The 17456-nt window shown below is 34.8% G+C and carries 20 protein-coding genes, 2 pseudogenes and 1 riboswitch; of the genes and pseudogenes, 6 read left to right on the top strand and 16 right to left on the bottom strand.

Annotation, left to right across the window (positions count from 1 at the left end; translation table 11 throughout):
- Nucleotides 1-342: 342 nt before the first annotated feature.
- From AB1284_RS06315 to AB1284_RS06275, 9 genes and pseudogenes are all read right to left on the bottom strand, one after another.
- Nucleotides 343-651, bottom strand: a pseudogene (locus AB1284_RS06315) (recombinase family protein); the annotation flags it as partial.
- Nucleotides 652-1025: 374 nt separating this feature from the next.
- Nucleotides 1026-2378, bottom strand: a complete 1353-nt coding sequence (locus AB1284_RS06310; RefSeq protein ID WP_429750808.1) for an MATE family efflux transporter — start codon at nucleotides 2376-2378, stop codon at nucleotides 1026-1028.
- Nucleotides 2379-2533: 155 nt separating this feature from the next.
- Nucleotides 2534-3379: a MerR family transcriptional regulator gene (locus tag AB1284_RS06305; protein ID WP_429750810.1), complete on the bottom strand. Its 846-nt coding sequence runs from the start codon at nucleotides 3377-3379 to the stop codon at nucleotides 2534-2536.
- Between the two features lie 340 nt (nucleotides 3380-3719).
- Nucleotides 3720-5072 carry an aspartate aminotransferase family protein gene (locus tag AB1284_RS06300; RefSeq protein WP_429750812.1) on the bottom strand — a complete coding sequence of 451 codons (1353 nt, stop codon included), beginning with the start codon at nucleotides 5070-5072 and terminating at the stop codon, nucleotides 3720-3722.
- A gap of 192 nt (nucleotides 5073-5264) precedes the next feature.
- A complete protein-coding gene (locus AB1284_RS06295) occupies nucleotides 5265-6815 on the bottom strand; it encodes a solute symporter family protein (protein ID WP_429750814.1) in 1551 nt (516 codons plus the stop codon).
- Nucleotides 6816-6818: 3 nt separating this feature from the next.
- Nucleotides 6819-7157, bottom strand: coding sequence for a DUF485 domain-containing protein (locus tag AB1284_RS06290; RefSeq protein ID WP_336482879.1), 339 nt, complete (start codon nucleotides 7155-7157; stop codon nucleotides 6819-6821).
- A gap of 203 nt (nucleotides 7158-7360) precedes the next feature.
- Nucleotides 7361-7981: a sterol desaturase family protein gene (locus AB1284_RS06285; protein WP_429750816.1), complete on the bottom strand. Its 621-nt coding sequence runs from the start codon at nucleotides 7979-7981 to the stop codon at nucleotides 7361-7363.
- Between the two features lie 67 nt (nucleotides 7982-8048).
- Nucleotides 8049-8357, bottom strand: coding sequence for a cytoplasmic protein (locus AB1284_RS06280; RefSeq protein WP_429750818.1), 309 nt, complete (start codon nucleotides 8355-8357; stop codon nucleotides 8049-8051).
- A gap of 30 nt (nucleotides 8358-8387) precedes the next feature.
- Nucleotides 8388-8694 (bottom strand): annotated as a pseudogene (locus AB1284_RS06275) (amino acid transporter); the annotation flags it as partial.
- A 420-nt stretch (nucleotides 8695-9114) separates the two neighbouring features.
- On the opposite strand from AB1284_RS06275, the gene cspD reads away from it, so the two are divergent.
- Together cspD and AB1284_RS06265 are read left to right on the top strand one after the other, a co-directional pair.
- Nucleotides 9115-9312, top strand: a complete 198-nt coding sequence (cspD, locus tag AB1284_RS06270; RefSeq protein ID WP_429750820.1) for a cold-shock protein CspD — start codon at nucleotides 9115-9117, stop codon at nucleotides 9310-9312.
- A 115-nt stretch (nucleotides 9313-9427) separates the two neighbouring features.
- Entirely contained in the window at nucleotides 9428-9676 is a 249-nt protein-coding gene (locus tag AB1284_RS06265; protein ID WP_429750822.1) for a DUF2564 family protein, read from the top strand.
- Nucleotides 9677-9900: 224 nt separating this feature from the next.
- Here the strand turns inward: AB1284_RS06265 and AB1284_RS06260 are convergent, their stop codons facing one another.
- The 3 genes from AB1284_RS06260 to AB1284_RS06250 all read right to left on the bottom strand — a co-directional run bounded on the left by AB1284_RS06260 (nucleotide 9901) and on the right by AB1284_RS06250 (nucleotide 11410).
- On the bottom strand, nucleotides 9901-10077 hold the full coding sequence (locus AB1284_RS06260; protein WP_336482874.1) for a zinc-finger domain-containing protein: 177 nt from the start codon (nucleotides 10075-10077) through the stop codon (nucleotides 9901-9903).
- Between the two features lie 12 nt (nucleotides 10078-10089).
- Nucleotides 10090-10749, bottom strand: coding sequence for a ribonuclease H family protein (locus AB1284_RS06255; RefSeq protein WP_429750824.1), 660 nt, complete (start codon nucleotides 10747-10749; stop codon nucleotides 10090-10092).
- A 175-nt stretch (nucleotides 10750-10924) separates the two neighbouring features.
- On the bottom strand, nucleotides 10925-11410 hold the full coding sequence (locus AB1284_RS06250; RefSeq protein WP_429750825.1) for a QueT transporter family protein: 486 nt from the start codon (nucleotides 11408-11410) through the stop codon (nucleotides 10925-10927).
- A 6-nt stretch (nucleotides 11411-11416) separates the two neighbouring features.
- Nucleotides 11417-11461: riboswitch (PreQ1 riboswitch) on the bottom strand.
- Between the two features lie 246 nt (nucleotides 11462-11707).
- On the opposite strand from AB1284_RS06250, the gene AB1284_RS06245 reads away from it, so the two are divergent.
- The 3 genes from AB1284_RS06245 to AB1284_RS06235 are packed head-to-tail and all read left to right on the top strand — an operon-like array spanning nucleotide 11708 to nucleotide 13901.
- Entirely contained in the window at nucleotides 11708-12580 is an 873-nt protein-coding gene (locus AB1284_RS06245; protein WP_429750826.1) for an aldose 1-epimerase family protein, read from the top strand.
- 15 nt (nucleotides 12581-12595) lie between these two features.
- Entirely contained in the window at nucleotides 12596-12991 is a 396-nt protein-coding gene (locus AB1284_RS06240; RefSeq protein ID WP_429750827.1) for a reverse transcriptase-like protein, read from the top strand.
- Nucleotides 12992-12995: 4 nt separating this feature from the next.
- Nucleotides 12996-13901: a DMT family transporter gene (locus AB1284_RS06235; RefSeq protein WP_429750828.1), complete on the top strand. Its 906-nt coding sequence runs from the start codon at nucleotides 12996-12998 to the stop codon at nucleotides 13899-13901.
- A gap of 2 nt (nucleotides 13902-13903) precedes the next feature.
- On the opposite strand, the gene AB1284_RS06230 is transcribed toward AB1284_RS06235, so the two are convergent.
- Nucleotides 13904-14164: a DUF6123 family protein gene (locus AB1284_RS06230; RefSeq protein ID WP_429750830.1), complete on the bottom strand. Its 261-nt coding sequence runs from the start codon at nucleotides 14162-14164 to the stop codon at nucleotides 13904-13906.
- A 301-nt stretch (nucleotides 14165-14465) separates the two neighbouring features.
- Here AB1284_RS06230 and AB1284_RS06225 point away from each other — a divergent pair, with 301 nt between their 5' ends.
- The gene (locus AB1284_RS06225; RefSeq protein ID WP_429750831.1) at nucleotides 14466-14921 is read left to right on the top strand and encodes a MarR family winged helix-turn-helix transcriptional regulator; all 456 of its coding nucleotides are present in this window, start codon (nucleotides 14466-14468) and stop codon (nucleotides 14919-14921) included.
- 204 nt (nucleotides 14922-15125) lie between these two features.
- Here the strand turns inward: AB1284_RS06225 and AB1284_RS06220 are convergent, their stop codons facing one another.
- The 3 genes from AB1284_RS06220 to AB1284_RS06210 all read right to left on the bottom strand — a co-directional run bounded on the left by AB1284_RS06220 (nucleotide 15126) and on the right by AB1284_RS06210 (nucleotide 17437).
- Nucleotides 15126-15266: an FbpB family small basic protein gene (locus AB1284_RS06220; RefSeq protein ID WP_429750833.1), complete on the bottom strand. Its 141-nt coding sequence runs from the start codon at nucleotides 15264-15266 to the stop codon at nucleotides 15126-15128.
- Nucleotides 15267-15741: 475 nt separating this feature from the next.
- Nucleotides 15742-16608 carry a 5'-3' exonuclease gene (locus AB1284_RS06215; protein ID WP_429750835.1) on the bottom strand — a complete coding sequence of 289 codons (867 nt, stop codon included), beginning with the start codon at nucleotides 16606-16608 and terminating at the stop codon, nucleotides 15742-15744.
- 118 nt (nucleotides 16609-16726) lie between these two features.
- Nucleotides 16727-17437 (bottom strand): cation-transporting P-type ATPase, encoded by a 711-nt coding sequence (locus tag AB1284_RS06210; RefSeq protein ID WP_429750837.1) that lies wholly within the window; start codon nucleotides 17435-17437, stop codon nucleotides 16727-16729.
- Between the last annotated feature and the right edge of the window lie 19 nt (nucleotides 17438-17456).

The following is a 17456-nucleotide window of genomic DNA, read 5'->3' as shown; positions in this document are numbered from 1 at the left end:
GATAAATTAGTGTAAAAAAAGAAAAAGAGGTTGTTATGAATATCTATGAAAAAAGTCACAAACTATCCGATGGAGAGTTCAAGTGTCTTATGGGGGTGCAAAGAGAAACCTTTAAAGAAATATTATAAAAGAAAGAGGTAATTATATATACAAACCCATTTTGTATGCCGTGTATTTGGGTTAAGAATTGGCTCGATTCTAAAAAATCAATTACGCTGAGAAAGTAATAGTTGACAATGAAGAAAATTTCAACGAATTTAAAACCCTTAATAGGCGTCACACGACCAAAAAAAGAAAATTGTACGTTAAGGAATATTTTTACATAAAAAGGATGATTCTTTTCTATATTAAAGAATCATCCTTTTTTAATTCTCTTAATTTCCGATATAAAGCTGCTTGGCTTACACCTGTGATGGCGCAAATTTCTTTAATTGTTTTCTTTGTTTGTTGGCGTAATTCAATTGCATGGTTCATCCCTGCATGTTGTTCCGTGTATTTTTTTATTCTCCCTCGATACACTCCTTTTTGTTTTGCAAGTTTAATTCCAGCAATTTGTTTTTCCTTAATCATTTCTCGATCAAATTCACTAAAGGCCGACATAACTGTTAAAAAGGATTTTCCTGTTGGAGTTCGTGTGTCAATTCCTAAATTGGGTTTCTTTGCCCATCCCCCGAAAAGGGGGGATAATACAAAAAATACCAATTAGATACTGAATAGAATGTTATGTAATTTTAATTATTCTTCATTGAAAGAAATTATAGAGAATGAATTGGAATATTTATTTGATTCATTTTTTTGATGTGTAAATGGATAATGGAAATAATCCTTGTCACAAAAACGACCGTTTATGGTGCTTTATTTACTTCTATTCAAATAGAGAAAAATACTATGCAAATTCAGTTTCAAAAATCAGTACCAAAAATAAAAGGTTCTAACATATTAGTCATATATAATATGTTGGAACCCTTATATTTTAAGTTTTTTTGAATTTAGGTCTTGATAAACACATTAAGGGGATCTCATCATTATATATGTTTCTCTGCCAACACTTGTATAGAAACTGGATGTGAAAAACGATTCATTGCAAATACCGCACACGCTGTTAATAGTTCCGCCACAGGCATTACAAGCCATATTCCATTTACACCAAACAATTTCGGCATAATCCACAGAAGAGGTATAATAAGCAGCAATCCGCGGCTCAATATAATAAAAACAGATTTTGTTGTTTGTCTTACAGATTGAAAATACTCTCCATATACAATGTTATATCCTAAAAATGCGTATTGCGTGAAGAATAGACTGATTCCTATTATCGTCATATTTAATAACTCTTCAGATTGAACGTCAAATAAACCGATAAGATATTTCCCAAAGAATAAACCGATAATAGTTGCGATAGCACCGAGTACAATAGCTGTTTTTACCGCAAGCTGTAACCCTTCTTTCAACCTTTCCGATAAGTTTGCACCATAATGGAAGCTCGCGATAGGCTGTAGTGCTGCTCCAACTCCAAAGAATAAAAGTAACGTTATAGCATGAATACTGTTTACCATAGCATATGATGCAACGCCTTGCTCACCAGCATACTGAATAAAAGTAATGTTAAAACCAATCGTTACAATTGCTACCGTAACCTCTGTCGTGAAACTTGGAAAACCAATGATCATAATTTGTTTTACAGTCGCCCATTCTAAATGTAATTTTGTCCATTTTAAAATACTGTTTTTTCTAAAGAAATGACTCAGTAGTACAAGAAAGCCAATCGCTGCAGATAAAATAGTAGCAGATGCCGATCCTGTCACACCCCAGCCAAGAATGAAAATAAAAATATAATTAAACACAATATTTAACACCGCTGTGACAATAAGACCTGCCATAGCTAAATTCGGATTTCCATCATTTCGTATAAATGTACTTAAAATATTCTCTAATACATATATCATTCCAAATGTGAACAATACATGTAGATAATCTAATGAATACGGTAAAATTACATCATTTGCTCCAAATAAATAAGCGATATCTTCTATTTTCCATAAACAAACAATCATTAACATACTAACAATAGCAACAGCTACCGTCATAGATTGCATGAAAATAGAACGTGCTCGCTCTACTTTATTTTCTCCTAAAGCGATAGAATACATTGTTGCTCCGCCCATTCCAATCCATAATGAGATTGAGAAAAAGATGGAAAATGCGGGAACGGCAACATTCACTCCTGCCAAACCATTCGCACCCACACCTCGGCTAACCATAACTGCATCAATCATAATATTCACCGACATCAATACCATTCCAAGTACAGCCGGAATTAAATACGAAATAAATAAACTTTTAATCGGTTTTTCTCTTAAAGTCTCAGTTGCTTCCATAACAAAACTCTCCTTTACGACTCTCTGCTCACATTTTAAACTTTCAAGTTACTTTAAAGTCAAGAGAGAAGTAAAAAATATATTTTGTTATTCATAATGCTCTACTTATTTTATCCTGCTATTTGCGGACAGTAAGCCGCCCACTGCTGGAAGTTTCACTTTATCTTTTTTTTCATCACAGGGATTTGAATTTCCGTCACTTGCTCCTTTGGGTTACTTGTTACAGACCAATCAATTAACGCTAATTCAATTGCATCACCGCATATTTCATAATCATCTTTTTCAATAGCTCGTAACAACCTTTTATAGGTCCTATCCGTTTCTTCGTATGGTCCATGATGATACGCACACGCATATATTCCCTCTTCAATTACATGAGAAGCAGCAATTTGAAATGGCATATAATCGAGAAGAATAAATACGCTATTGTATGCTTGAAAGTCATGTTGTAATAATGCATCTTTCGCTACAGTAACGCCTATATCACCCGAAAACAAACTATTATCTACTTGTTTCATATTTTTTTGAAGTGAATGAATATAATACTCAAACATATCATCCGTTATGTTTGGGCTTGGGGTAATAGGTAAAGACTTAATTTTACGTTTTGGTAATTCTGTAAAAAACACATTGTGAGCATCTGTTTGCACAGCTTCTTTCATTAAACGAATTTTATGTTTTATTTTTGCTAACGTATATTCAATTTCCCTTTGTTTTTTTAGTAACATCTCTTCTTGCTTTTCCAATAAATTCATTGCAAATGATGGTGTTCTTTCGTCAATATATTGTTTAATTTCTTTTAACGGTATATTTAACTGTCGTAAAAATTTAATCGTATCTAACATTGAAAATTGATCAATCGTGTAATACCGATAATTCGTTTGTGAATCAACAATGGCTGGATGAAAGATACCTTTTTCATCATAATACCGTAATGTCGATTCAGGAATATTATGCATTTTTGCCATTTCGCCGATTGTAAAACGTTGATTTAATAACATATTTCTTTCTCCGTTCATTTCGAATTCATTAGCTTAATCACACTTTTTATATTTTCTCTTTACACTGCTAATAACAGTTTCACTTTATTCTCGCTCCCAATAAAGCAGCAAGTATATTATATATGTACCCGCTACTTGTAATAAATAACAAACTGAAAAGCGAGCCGCATCCTTCTGGCTCGCTTTTCACTCCCGCTATTCGCGGGCCGTCCCCCCACCACCTCAAGATTCAAAGAGAAACAAGGAAGATAGGTGGGGGACAACTGCTGGCATGCGCCCGATTGGTTCAACTAACCATCAGTGGGGCATGAAAAAAACCACTGATGGAAGTTTCACTTTATCAAATACGTTCCATCGCCGCCCTCACCGTTTCTACAACAAACGTAATTTCTTCGCTAGAAATTACAAGCGGCGGTGCTAACGTTAAAATGTTATTATAACCCGCTGTCGTCATACCGTTGCGGCCAATAAGTAATCCTTTTTCTTTACAAGCATTCACAACACTTGCAATTTTGTCCCCATCAATTGGCTCTTTTGTCGCTTTATCGTTTACAAGTTCAATTCCAACGAGTAATCCCTTTCCGCGAATATCTCCTACATATGGATGGTCGCCAACCGCGTTTTTTAATTGTTCTAATAGAAGAGATCCCATCTGAGCAGAACGATCAATCAAGCCTTCTTTCTCCATAATTTCTAAATTTTTAAGGGCTAATGCACAAGCGGCTGGATTTCCGCCAAATGTATTAATATGGCGGAAAAACTCGTATTCTCCCGCCCCTTGAAACGCCTCATAAATTTCTTTTTTCACTGCCGTTACGGACAATGGTAAATATCCACTTGTAATTCCCTTTGCCGTCGTAATAATATCTGGCTTTACATCATAATGCATGAATCCAAATGGTTTTCCTGTACGTCCGAAGCCACAAATGACCTCATCACTAATAAGAAGTGCCCCATGCTTTTTACACGTTTCATGAACAGCCTTCATATAATTTTGCGGCGGCATTAAAATACCTCCGCCTGTAATAATTGGTTCCATAATAAATGCTGATATCGTTTCGCTCAATTCCCACGTCATCACGCGATCAATTTCTTTTACACATTCCACATCATATATATCCTCTGCATCAATTCCAGGCATACGATAACAGTCTGGCGGTGTAACATGTAAGAAACCTGCAGCTAACGGCTCATATTGATATTTCCGCTGTGCTTGTCCTGTTGCTGCCATTGCAGCCATCGTATTTCCATGATAACCGCGGTAGCGTGCCATAATTTTAAAACGATGCGGTTCTCCTTTATATGCATAATATTGGCGAGCGATTTTAAATGCCGTCTCATTTGCCTCTGATCCACTATTCGAGAAAAAAATAACGTATTCCCCGCCAAGCCACTCATTTAATTTTTCTGCTAATTGAATTGCTGGTTCATGTGATTGCGACATAGGAAAATAAGAAAGTTTTTGTAGCTGTTCATGCGCAGCATCAGCTAGTTCTTTCCTTCCATAACCACTATTCACACACCAAAGACCGCTCATTCCGTCTAAATAGCGGTTTCCTTCACTATCTTCTACCCAACAGCCCTCTGCCTTCATTCCAATCATTGTACTATTCGGACTATACGGACGCATTCCATGCCATACGTATTTTTCATCTTTTGCTAATAATTCTCCAGATTGCTTCGTTTTCACCATACATTCCACCTCTCATGATAACTTTTTATATTTAAAGCCGTTCGGTGTCTCGTGATGATTTTAATTTTTCTCTTCCTAAACTTTCATTCCACAAAAACGAGGTAAATCCTACCGAATAATTAAAAAATTCAAAAAAGGAAAATTAGTAAAAAAAACAGAGTGCTTTCCTTTAGCCAGAAAGCACTCTGTTTCTTAATGTGCTGATACGTCACTAATGCCATGTCCTGTATTCGACTTTACTAATATTTCATCAAATTTTGCGGCATCTTCTTTCTTACTAGATAAAATCGTCCCTAAATAAGCAGCTAAAAATCCAAGTGGAATGGAGATTATGCCTGGTGTGGTATATGGAAATAATGGCTCCCCAACAAAAATTGCTTTTCCAGCCACTGGATTCCATACATTCGGACTCATCGCAACGAGGACAATTGCAGACGTTAACCCAACAAGCATACCGCAAATTGCACCGGTCGTATTAAAACGCTTCCAATATATCGTAAATAAAATAACTGGTAGGTTCGCACTCGCCGCAACAGCAAACGCAAGTGATACAAGGAACGCTACATTTAATGTTTGTGCAAATAACGCTAAAATAATAGAAAATACTGCAACTCCAACTGAAGCATAGCGTGCCATTTTTACTTGCTCTTTTTCCGTTGCTTTTCCGCGGCGTAAAATTTCATTATAAAAATCATGAGCAAACGCTGATGCAGCTGTTAAAACAAGTCCTGCTACTACAGCTAAAATTGTCGCAAATGCTACTGCCGAAACGAAAGCAAATAAAAGATTTCCACCTAACGCTTTCGCTAACATTGGCGCTGCCATATTACCTGCTGCATTCGCTTTGACAATTGCCTCATTCCCAACAAATGCCGCAGCTCCAAACCCTAAGAAAATTGTCATAATGTAAAAAGCTCCGATTAGCCACGTCGCATATACAACAGATTGACGAGCTGTTTTAGCATCACGAACTGTAAAGAAACGAACGAGAATATGCGGCAATCCCGCTGTACCAAGAACAAGCCCTAGATTCAAAGAAATGGTATCTAAACCAATTTTATACTTCACACCTGGATTTAAAAATGCTTCTTTCAGCGGTGTTGCTGTCTTCATTTGTGCAAACATTTCTGTAATACTAAAATTAAACTTGGCAAACACGATAACTGAAATAATAAATGTGCCTGCCATTAATAATACTGCTTTAACGATTTGGACCCAGCTTGTTGCTGTCATTCCGCCAAAAATAACATATACAGTCATCAATGTCCCAACAATCAATACGGACGTTGTATATTCAATTCCTAATAATAATTTAATAAGTGCTCCTGCCCCGACTAACTGTGCAATCATATAAAAAATCGAAATTGTCATCGTATTAAGCGCTGCTACCCCGCGAACTTTTCTTGCATCAAAGCGCGCTGCAATCATATCTGCTAACGTAAATTTCCCAAGATTTCGAAGCGGCTCTGCAACAAGATATAATACAACTAAATAGGCAACAAGAAAACCAATACTATAAAAGAACCCATCAAAACCAGTTAATGCTATAGCCCCAGCAATTCCAAGAAAAGAAGCAGCGGACATGTAATCACCTGCAATTGCTAAACCGTTTTGCCACCCTGTTAATCCTCCGCCTGCTGTATAAAAATCACTTGCATTTTTTGTTTTTTTCGATGCATAGTACGTAATGACCAATGTCCCAAGAACAATTACTAAAAACAACGTAAAAGCTGTTGTATTCAATCTTTATCCCCTCTCTTTATCTACATTTTCAAGAATCTGATTCGATAACCGATCAAATGATTCCGCTTTTTTACTATAGATCATACACAATGCCCACGTCATAACGAACTGAGCAAATGCAAACACCCATGCCCATGTAATATCACCAAATACCGGTGTATTGAGTACTTTTGAATACGATGTTAAAATAGGCAAAGCAATAAAAAAACTGAAAAAGAAAATACTCATCGGTACAATAAATTTTTTCTTTGCTTGTAATAAATTTTGAAATGCAGCAGATTGTACTACTTCTGTGTAATTGATTTCACTATTTAATTTACGAGCAGATGATTCTTGTTTCACTTCATATCGTCCCCTTTCTTTTCCATACGAATAGTAGAAAATCCCCTCCCATGAATACATTAATTACTAAATTTTATAAATATTCAGAAACTTATTCTCATTGTAGACAATCTATTTTTATAAGCAAAGATTTTTCGATAGACAAATTACGTCATATTTTTCCATTTTTAACGAAACATGTATTGCAATAAAAAAGGCAGTGCTTATTGCACTGCTTTCTCACCTTCCAAATTACGAGCTGTTTCACTCGTTTCGACATCTTTTCCTTCTTTATATGTCTTGAACAAAAAATCGTAAAACAGATTCGATACTCCAAACCAGTAGTTCTCATTTTTATAATGATGGAGTATATGCTGTTTCTTTAGCCATCTTCCATATGGAGTCATTGGGCGGATTGGCCGATGGGCAATGTAATGTTTCCATTCATATACTAAAAGCATGAAAATCATTCCGATTCCAAATGATAATGTCACCGTGATGCTAGAAGTAATACCATATACGATGAATAAATATATCATAAATCCAGGAAGACTATACCAAACAGGTAAAAATAATAACTTTAAATCATTCGGATATACGTGATGATCATAATGAAGACGTTTTAACATTTTTAATAAAAATGGATTCTTTGGCGGCTTTAAATGAAATAAAAAACGATGTGTTACATATTCGTTAATTGTATAAAAGATAATACCCGTAATAATTGCAATAGCTGCAATCCATGTAAGCAATTGCATGTTCAAAAAAACGATAAAAGCTATTAAAATTCCAATCATAATGACAATATCATGCTGGAGGAAAAACTCTTTTATAACTCGCTTCATCCCTATGTTCCTCTCCTTAGAAAGCGGCCGTAACATATTGTTATGGCCGCTTTCTTTTATCTCTATTTTATTCTATTCCCATTATAAACTTACTTGCTTCTCCATTTCGATATAAAAAATTACTTGAGCCAAATATATTCTGTTTCGGAATAATATGTTCCACTGCAAAAACTGTTACTTCTCCTCTTTGTACTTCTCCAATAATTAGCCCTAATATTTCATGATTTACAGCAAATGTTGGTTGTTTTGTTTGAAGTAATCGTTCAACAGTTTGAAGAACAGCCTCGTACAATGGATTTCTGTCTGTTACTTCTTTACGAATTTTCGGTGCTAATGTAATAATAATTTCTTTTTCATTGATCATGGTTCGATACATAAAAATCTCCCCTTTAATTTATATGAACAATTATAAAGTTTGATACACAAAACGAATGGAATAGCCCACTAATATAATTCCTGCTTTACTGTAATATACCCGAATGCTTTAGGTCGAAACAACGTTCTTTCAAAATGAACAGAAGCAGCGATATTTAATATATTTCTGAAAGAAATTCTCCTGCCTCTTTCTGTTTATATTCCATATTTTATTGTAAAATTCCTTGTTTTACACTTCAAAATCCAAGATAAAACAATAAAAAAATCCTATATAGCATATGAATGCTTGTACAATATGTATATATGAACACAAAAGATAATCCAAAATTACAAAGTAACGCTGGATTTAATACAACATTAGAAAAGCTCTCAAATTACTATAAATATCCAAGTTGGTATATCGTCCTTTTATTCATCCCCCACCTCTCTTCCCTCTGAATCTTAAAGTAAGGGTCTTACTGCCCGCAAATAGCGGGATAAATAAGACCCCTGCATTCTCTCAGCTTTTTATGTATAACCTTTATTTAAAGATATTAAAAATAACAGTTGTTCTATACCTATACATAAAGCTAGTATGAAAAATTATTTAAAAATACAAAAAGATAAAACCGCTTACTTGACTAAAATCTCCCATTCCATGTATATTTAAATTATCATTTAGCAGAATATTCGATAATATAACAATTTCAATTTTATGAATTTGTAAATGTTTTCGTTCACTAAATGAGAAAGTAATTATATTTAGGAGGCATTATAACATGCAAGGTAAAGTAAAATGGTTTAATAGCGAAAAAGGTTTTGGATTTATCGAAGTTGAAGGCGGAGACGATGTATTCGTACATTTCACTGCAATTCAAGGAGAAGGCTACAAATCTTTAGAAGAAGGTCAAGAAGTTTCTTTCGAAATCGTTGAAGGAAACCGCGGACCTCAAGCTGCTAACGTAGTAAAACTTTAATTCGACATATGACAGGAGGTTGCCTATCGGTAGCCTCCTTTGTTGATTCCTCTGTATATTTCTTTTTCACAGGGCGAAAACTATGTGAAATGAGAAAATAAAGGAGGAGAAAACAATGGGTTTACCTGTAAACGATTTTGAAGAAGTAAAATTTCGTGTAGAAACTGCTCAAAAGATGGTTGGTTCCGCGACGATCACAATGGATCCTGAATCATTGCAGCATGCTACAAATGCGGTTGAATCAGCTCGCCTTCATCTCGAAACAATGAAAGAAGTAGCAACAGATTTAGATGCACCATTTTTATTAGATCAAGAAGCAAAATTAGAGAAATGCGAGCATCAATTACAAGAAGCAAAGCATTAAAAAACATCCAGGGGATTTTCTCTGGATGTTTTTATTATGTACGTAACGGGCTATAAAGTGGAACTTCTGTCAGTGTTTTTCATCCTCCACCTATCCTCCTCGCTTCTCTCTAAATCTTGAAGCGAGGTCTTACTACCCCTAAATAGCAGGATAAAAACAGCTGTAAATTTTCTGCATATAATTGTCTAAAATTCCCTACCCCAACAAAGTGAATTGGGAATCATTCAAGACAATCGAGTTCCATACTCTTTTAGCTTTGCTCCTATTGTGCATTGCCGAATGCAAAAGGAGTGGGCATAACGTTTACTATGTTCTTTTCGAAAATGCTGCTGTAAAAAGCAGCCATCGCAATATGTTTCTAATAAATCATTCACTTCCGTAATCAACTGCTTACGATCCACTCCTTCACACCCCTACTCTGTTATTTCTTTATGACTATCAATGTTCGTTCCCTCAAGTGCTTGCGTTGCCAATTGATGAGCTTCTTTATTCTGTTTTCTAGAAACGGGTTCACATATTAGTTTTATTCTCATCTGTTTTGCTTTTTGTTCGATTTGATCTAAATAATGGATTAAATGTTCCTCATAACATGGCCATTCACCCTCTAATTGCTGAAGCACCACTTGAGAATCACCTCGAAGAATAACGGATTCATACTTAACTCCTAGCTCTTCTAGCACGTTCATTCCATATAATAGTGCAGCATATTCCGCTTCATTATTATCATCAATACCTTCTATGTAAGCATTGCGACGAATTCGATACGTTTTTCCCTGCTTCTTATAATAAATGCTCACTCCCACGCCCGCTTCTTTCGTCTCAATATCGTACCCTCCATCAAAATACAATAGGAGATCTTGCGGCTCTTCTTCAACTTGTTTACTCAGTTTCTTAACTTCTTTTACCGTCCATTCTCCCCCCATTTCATCGTAAAATAACAGTTCTTTCGCTCTCCCTGTTTTTTCAAAGTCCACAGCAAACTGCATCGCCTCTTCTAAACGAATGTAATCTGTTTCAAGTTTAGTCTCTAAACCATTCTTTGTTCGATATAACCAAGTTATTTTATATTTCATTTCGCTCCCCCTTGTACGTATAAAATCAATACACTACCAAATATTACATGTTCATTTTATAATATTTTGTCTATGAGTACAGTATTCTATTCTGAATACATCACATCTCCGAACGATGAATTGCAGAAAAGAAATAAGAGTTGTCACGATTAAGTGAACAACTCTCTTAGCCATCTTATACAAATTTTTCAAACTGCACTCGTTTATTAATAAAATACATAACAGGTGCTCCAATAGCCATTACAACAAATTCACCAATTGCACATGTTAGCCATGTAAGCAAAAATGGTAAATCGAATGCGAGGTGTAGTTCAGTGGCAATAAGGAACATTGTAAAGGTAAAGACAACTGTATTAAAAATCATACGCGCCCATACCCCTTTTATGAAACGCATAGAAACAATTGTACAAAGCAAGGCAACTATAGATTGCCCCACCCCAAATACAAGATCATATGCAATCATTGGTGAGAAAAAGAGATTTGTTAAAAATACGCCTAACACAATGCCATAAATATATTTTTTATTGAACACAACAAGATGATTGAACATTTCCGAAATACGAAATTGAATATTCGTAAAACCAAAAGGTTGAATAAGCATGGAAACGGCAATATATAAAGCTGCTAAAATCCCGTTACCAACAAGTGTCTTAATTTTCATTGTATGATCTCCTTAGTTTTTTTACGTGGGATGGTTACGAACCACGTGAATATATAAATGAACAAAGTTACATTATATTTATAATTTGAATTTAAGTCAATATAGCAGAAGATGTATCAAATGAACTGAATTACAATAGGACCGTCATAAACTACCCTTTTCTTTTTTTTGGACGTATAATAAAGTGAAACTTCCATCAGTGGAGAGTTTTTTCATCTCTAACTGATGGAAAGCTCTCACTAATCGGGCTTTTACGGGCAGTTATAAAAAACATGAAAGGTTTAGGAGGGATTGTTCATGACAGCAACAATTCAAAACGAAAAAGTGATCGTTTCTATTTCTGAAAAAGGTGCAGAATTGCAAAGCATTCGCTTAAAAGAAGATGATACAGAATATATGTGGCAAGGAGATTCAAAGTATTGGGGACGACGTGCTCCCATTTTATTCCCAATCGTCGGAAGATTAGTAAATAATACATATTATGTCGATAGAAAATCTTATTCGTTAACACAGCATGGATTTGCTCGCGATCTAACATTTACAATAAAAGAACAAAGTGAATCAAAAATTACATACATAGTAACGAGTAATGAAGAAACATTTCAAAACTATCCATTTGCATTTGAATTACTCGTTTCTTATGAATTACATGAAACATCTGTGTACATAACATACGAAGTAATCAATCCAGATGCGAAAGAAATGTATTTTTCAATTGGAGGACATCCTGGCTTTAATTGTCCTTTACTACCAAATGAATCTTTTACAGATTACTACTTATCTTTCAGCACTCCAGAACATTTAGAAACAAGTGTATTAGAAGGACCATTTCTTTCTAAAAATAAACTCCTAGTAGCAGAAGGAACAACCGAACTCCCGCTTACATACGATTTATTTAAAAACGATGCGCTTATTTTTGAAAATATGAACAAAAACGAAATTGCTATCCGTTCTCATAAACATAATAAATTTATTAAAGTAACATTTGAAAGATTTCCATTTGTAGGTGTGTGGACACCTGGAAACGGCGCACCATTTCTATGTATTGAACCTTGGTATGGCATTGCTGATGAAGTAGAACCTGCAAAAGACTTTAAAGAGAAAAAAGGAATTCAAATGTTAAAAGCGAATGAAACATTTACATGCTGCTATAGCATTACAATCGGTTAATCGGAGGTTTTCAATTTGATTGAAGTGTACATTGATGGTGCATCAAAAGGAAACCCTGGTCCTTCTGGCGCCGGTGTTTTTATTAAAGGTATTCAACCGCCTGTGCAGCTTTCTGTTCCACTTGGAGTCATGAGCAACCATGAAGCTGAGTATCATGCATTACTTGCTGCATTAAAATATTGCACCGAACATAATTATAAAGTTGTATCGTTTCGAACAGATTCCCAGCTTGTAGAACAAGCTGTTGAAAAACAATATGCGAAGAATCCCTTATATGCACCACTTTTAGAAGAAGCATTGCAGATGACCCAGCAATTTGATCTCTTTTTTATGAAGTGGATTCCAAGCAGTCAAAATAAAGTAGCAGATGAATTAGCTAGAAAAGCAATTTCAAAAAATGAACGGGGGTAGTGTATTGAAAAAAGAGTGGATTGCTGCTCTTGCATTGTTGTTCGTTGCCTTTATTTGGGGAGCTACGTTTGTTGTCGTTCAAAATGCTATGTCATTTGTCGGACCATTTTCTTTTAATGCTGTACGTTTTTTATTTGCCGGACTTATTTTATTCGTTATTCAGCTCATTTCTATGAAAAAGACACCTATTAAACGTGCAGGGTACAGTAGCGTCGCTGGTATCATAGTAGGATTCTTTTTATGTATTGGTTACTTGCTGCAAACATTCGGCTTATTATATACAACTTCTTCTAAAGCTGGATTTTTAACAGGACTTAGTATTGTCATGGTACCTGTTTTATCGTTTATCTTTTTAAAGCAAAAAGTGAATATATTTATTGTACTCGGAATTACAGTAGCTACAATTGGATTGTTCTTATTAACAGCTGGAAATTCTTTTCAATTGAATATAGGAGACCTTCTTATCTTAGGCTGTGCTGTAGCATTTGCTGCTCACATACTTGTAAATGGGTTCTTTTCAAAAAAGGTATCTCCGCTATTATTAAGTACAACACAAATATTAGCAGTTGGAGTCTTCTCTTCTATTTGTGCATTTTTGTTTGAAGATTGGGAGAAATTATTTTCGTTGTCATTATGGACGAATCGCTCATTTTTGTTTGCACTATTGCTGACATCGCTATTTGCCACTTCTCTAGCATTCTTTATTCAGACAACAGCACAAAAGTACACGTCACCTACTCGCGTTGCCATTATTTTCGCAATGGAGCCAGTATTTGCAGCAATCACGGGTGTTCTTGTTGCGAATGAGCAATTGTCGGTATCAGCTATCATTGGGTGCATTTGTATTTTCTTAGGAATGATCTTTGTGGAACTCCCAAATAAACAAAAAAAAGAAGCGCAGGCTGCATGAAGTTATGTTTGTAACTTCCGCATAAAAGCCAGCGCGCTTTTTTTATCAGTAATTTGCTCTTCCTTTAATCGTTCTAACAACGCAATAAAGTAACTACCATCAAACTGTAATTGATGCTTAATCGTCGCTTCAATCGCCGCATTCACAATTCCATCAGATGAACCTGTATATCCTTGACCAAACATAATAAATCCTTGTGCTTCCTCTGATAATTTAAATCCTTTTGTATGTAAGAATGAAAGGTAATCTTGAACTGTTTGCATGATGTCCCCACCTAATTTGAAAAATTCTCCACCCTCTATCATACATGTTTTCAAGCATTATGAGAATGAATTTTCTTTGAAAACTGCTGTAGAGTCTCCTGTTTTCTGAAAAATAAACTGAAACTTCTATCAGTGGTTTTCCCCCCTTATCTTCCTTCTCATTCCTCATAATCTTGAGGTGGGAGTCTTACTGACCGCGAATAGCGGGATAAAAAGAACAAATCTGTTGATTATTTATTTAGTTTAGTTTAATATTGAACTGTTCAAAAAGGAACTAAATGCATAGGAAGAAGGATTAGCAATGGCGAATAACGATTTACATACAACCACAAAAATCATGCAATCATTTTTAGAAATTCAAAAAACAATTACTTCATTCACCCAACAGAATGCTGCTAGCTTAGGATTGACGGTATCTCAAATGGGGATTTTAAACACTATTTATACAAAACCAGACCTTACTTTAAAAGCAGTAACAGAAATGCTTTCTTTACCTAAAAGTACAGTAAGTGTAAGTGTAGAGGGACTTTTTCAGCTCGGATTGGTAGAAAGAGCACAATCTAAAGAAGATCGAAGAGAGCTCAAATTAAACGTCTCTTCTAAAGGAAAAGAAATCGCAAAAAAATCTATCGAAAATTCATCCTCTTATCGTGCAATGATGATTGCATTAGAAAAAATGCCACAAGAAGATATTCAAACTTTGTTGCGTATTCATAGTAAGTTACTCACTCATTTACAAGAAATCGACTATAAATAAAGTTTTTTAACATCCCTTGAGTTAGATAAACAAAGTCCTTTCAGATTATCACTGAAAGGACTTTCGAATTTGCAGCACCCTAAGTGGCACTGTTTGTATTTGAGTGTATATCCAAGATTTATCCCGCATTAACGGGCAGTAAGCCTCCCACTGATGGAAGTTTCACTTTATAGATTATTTTCCTAATCAAAAACTTTCCGTTACTCAATTACTCGCTGCTCCATATGATATATGTCTTTTTTCAATTTTTTCTTCAATTTCTCTTATGTTCTCCTTATTATTCAATAATAATTGTTTATTTTCTATTAATAATTGTTTAAAGGATTTTCTTATTTTTTTTCGCATACTTAACTTCCTCCTTAACTGTTATGAGAAATTTCATTTATATAAAAGATAAGTAATTATCTGTATTGTGTAATAATAAAAGAATTGTGTGAAATCCATTTGAATTTTAAATGAAAACTATGTATATTTTTTCATGAGTCAATCTGTGTATAGCTTCGCGATTGTAATATAGCTTTCCCAATAGATTGTTTACTACTTTTACTATCAATCTAAAGAAACTAGATATATTGATATATTGTCAACTACCCACCACTTAAACGCTAATACGTTTGAAAACACATAAAAACCCCGAATCATGGACTTTTTTAAGTGTCCACGATTCGGGGTGCAGTTCATGTATAGTTTGATTAGGCTTTATCTATAGTCTATAATAAATTCTTTTCAAAAAACGTTTTTTATCTCGCTATTTTTGGGCAGTAAGTGCCCGATTAGGAATGTGGTATGCAGAGAAGCTTCTACTATTAGAAGTTTCACTTTATAACATATTTACAAACATTTCGGGTCTGCTCCAGTTCATTTGCTCACAAACGAATCGCATTTTTTCTATATTAATTGTGTGAAGGGCTTCTTCTAATTCACAAGAAATTGGCACTTCACAATGAATTTGTGCAAGTTGTAATGACATATGCAAATTGTCTAAGTCGCTTTCAATTTTTGTACGTTGTGCTTTCGTTAATGATGCAATGTTTTCTAAGACAGCTGCAACGGTTCCGTACTCTTGAATAAGCTTATATGCTGTTTTTTCACCAATTCCTTTTACACCTGGATAGTTATCGCTTGAGTCACCCATAAATGCCTTTGCATGAACAATTTGCCATGGTTGTACACCTTTTTCTTCGATAATTTTTTCAGGTGTATAATATTCATAGTTTCCAATTCCTTTTCTAAGAAGCATGACCGTAATATTTGTATCAACAAGCTGCAGCAAATCTGTATCACCCGTTAAAATAAACACTTCTGCTTCATTTTGATACGCTTTCGCTAATGTTCCAATACAGTCATCAGCTTCATATCCTTTGATACCAATAACTGGAACAGATAAATGTGCAGTCATTTCTTGTACTAAATCGAATTGTGGAATTAATTCTTCTGGCGGTGCACCGCGATTCGCCTTATAGTTTGAAAATGTTTCTGTTCGAAACGTTGTACTCCCCATATCCCAGCACGTGACAATATGAGTCGGTTCAATTGCCCCAGATGCTGTTAATAAATGCTTCATATAACCATGAATCCCATTTGTCGGGGTACCATCTTGTCTTTTCATAAATTGTCCGTATACACTTGTTGCATAAAATGCACGAAATAATAGTGCCATGCCATCTACTAATAATACTTTCTTCATAATTCCTCTCCTAATAGCAAAAATAAAAACCTCACGTCATGACGCAAGGTTATAAATAATCAATGATGATTGTACTTTTTATTATACTATGATTTACCCCATTTAGCATCCATAAAGATTACTTACAATATTGATGTAGCAGTTCCACATATGTATTATTTCCAGTGGAAACAACAACTGCTTTTGCTGTTCCATTAACAATATGGGTACCTTTATAGCATAAATTTTCAAGGTAAAGTGGATTATAATCTTTTATGCGTTTTAACGGCATAAATCTCTTTTTCTCGATATGATAACAACTTTCATATTTTTCTACAAGCGTTTCTTTTCCTGTTAAAGGGGATTCATCTACTAATAAATCTTTTGCGTAAATAATGCGGGCATCAGCTGGTACAGTATCACCTGCGGAAAGACAAATTACATCACCTGGAACCAATTCTTCTACAGGAATATTCATCATTTCAGAATCTGGATCTACTCCATTTTCCTTTTCATTTATTACTCTTAAAACAGCAACTGTTTTTGATGTTGGTGCATTCGTTTGATTCGCTTCCTTTTCAAACAGACTTACTTTTTCAATCAACTTCATCATGATATAAGCCAGCATGATTTTTTTATTCGCATATCGTTCATTTTTCCCGTATTGCGTGATACGTTTTTTTGCTTCTTTAACAGAAAGACCATTTCTTGTTGTTTTAAAATAAGCATATACAGATTTCACATCTCGAATCGCAACTTCTACAAGCATTTCATTATTTTTCTGTAAAATTTCTCGCCCTTTATGATTTATGTTATCTATAATTCCATCTCGTTTATTTACATATAACATCGTCCGTCTCCTCCTTGAC

Source organism: Bacillus sp. S2(2024), assembly GCF_050474045.1.
Taxonomy (GTDB): domain Bacteria; phylum Bacillota; class Bacilli; order Bacillales; family Bacillaceae_G; genus Bacillus_A; species Bacillus_A yunxiaonensis.
Note: the sequence above shows the minus strand (reverse complement) of the source record. Positions and strands in the feature narration are given on the sequence as shown.

What these genes read in the sequence shown, in the direction of transcription:
- AB1284_RS06220 (WP_429750833.1), bottom strand. Translation starts at nt 15,266, where the DNA reads ATGCGAAAAAAAATAAGAAAATCCTTTAAACAATTATTAATAGAAAAT.
- AB1284_RS06285 (WP_429750816.1), bottom strand. Translation starts at nt 7,981, where the DNA reads ATGAAGCGAGTTATAAAAGAGTTTTTCCTCCAGCATGATATTGTCATT.
- AB1284_RS06230 (WP_429750830.1), bottom strand. Translation starts at nt 14,164, where the DNA reads ATGCAAACAGTTCAAGATTACCTTTCATTCTTACATACAAAAGGATTT.
- AB1284_RS06305 (WP_429750810.1), bottom strand. Translation starts at nt 3,379, where the DNA reads ATGTTATTAAATCAACGTTTTACAATCGGCGAAATGGCAAAAATGCAT.
- AB1284_RS06280 (WP_429750818.1), bottom strand. Translation starts at nt 8,357, where the DNA reads ATGTATCGAACCATGATCAATGAAAAAGAAATTATTATTACATTAGCA.
- AB1284_RS06210 (WP_429750837.1), bottom strand. Translation starts at nt 17,437, where the DNA reads ATGTTATATGTAAATAAACGAGATGGAATTATAGATAACATAAATCAT.
- AB1284_RS06255 (WP_429750824.1), bottom strand. Translation starts at nt 10,749, where the DNA reads ATGAAATATAAAATAACTTGGTTATATCGAACAAAGAATGGTTTAGAG.
- AB1284_RS06215 (WP_429750835.1), bottom strand. Translation starts at nt 16,608, where the DNA reads ATGAAGAAAGTATTATTAGTAGATGGCATGGCACTATTATTTCGTGCA.
- AB1284_RS06225 (WP_429750831.1), top strand. Translation starts at nt 14,466, where the DNA reads ATGGCGAATAACGATTTACATACAACCACAAAAATCATGCAATCATTT.
- cspD (WP_429750820.1), top strand. Translation starts at nt 9,115, where the DNA reads ATGCAAGGTAAAGTAAAATGGTTTAATAGCGAAAAAGGTTTTGGATTT.
- AB1284_RS06300 (WP_429750812.1), bottom strand. Translation starts at nt 5,072, where the DNA reads ATGGTGAAAACGAAGCAATCTGGAGAATTATTAGCAAAAGATGAAAAA.
- AB1284_RS06310 (WP_429750808.1), bottom strand. Translation starts at nt 2,378, where the DNA reads ATGGAAGCAACTGAGACTTTAAGAGAAAAACCGATTAAAAGTTTATTT.
- AB1284_RS06265 (WP_429750822.1), top strand. Translation starts at nt 9,428, where the DNA reads ATGGGTTTACCTGTAAACGATTTTGAAGAAGTAAAATTTCGTGTAGAA.
- AB1284_RS06245 (WP_429750826.1), top strand. Translation starts at nt 11,708, where the DNA reads ATGACAGCAACAATTCAAAACGAAAAAGTGATCGTTTCTATTTCTGAA.
- AB1284_RS06250 (WP_429750825.1), bottom strand. Translation starts at nt 11,410, where the DNA reads ATGAAAATTAAGACACTTGTTGGTAACGGGATTTTAGCAGCTTTATAT.